The sequence below is a fragment of the Pseudomonas sp. SID14000 genome (assembly GCF_002165135.1).
GTDB lineage: Bacteria > Pseudomonadota > Gammaproteobacteria > Pseudomonadales > Pseudomonadaceae > Aquipseudomonas.
Genome location: NZ_NFZQ01000149.1, coordinates 1 through 403, shown reverse-complemented (window position 1 = coordinate 403; position 403 = coordinate 1). Strand labels below are relative to the sequence as shown.

Here is a 403-nt window from a genome sequence, read left to right as displayed (position 1 = left end):
CAGCCGATGGAGCGCAAGTACTGATGACCGCCACCCTGGACGCCCCCGCACCCGAGGCCGGCGCCGTGCCGTCCTTCCAGGTCACGCTGAAGATCCGCCGGTTCCTGCCGTCGGACGACGCGATCCCCACGTTCGGCGAGCCGTTCGAGGCCGAGCCGCGCTGGGACGAGTTCACGGTCGACGTGCACGGCACCGACCGCGTGCTCGACGCGCTGCACAAGATCAAGTGGGAGCAGGACGGCTCGCTGACGTTCCGCCGGTCGTGCGCGCACGGCATCTGCGGATCGGACGCGATGCGGATCAACGGCCGCAACCGCCTCGCCTGCAAGACGCTGCTCAAGGACCTCGACCCGTCCAAGCCGATCGTCGTCGAGCCCATCAAGGGCCTGCCCGTGGTCAAGGA

At 69.2% G+C, this 403-nt stretch carries 1 protein-coding gene; it reads left to right on the top strand.

Annotation, left to right across the window (positions count from 1 at the left end; all coding sequences use genetic code 11):
- Positions 1–23: 23 nt before the first annotated feature.
- The coding region (locus tag CAY82_RS27715) for a 2Fe-2S iron-sulfur cluster-binding protein (protein ID WP_256576354.1) at positions 24–403 on the top strand (380 nt) is incomplete at its 3' end.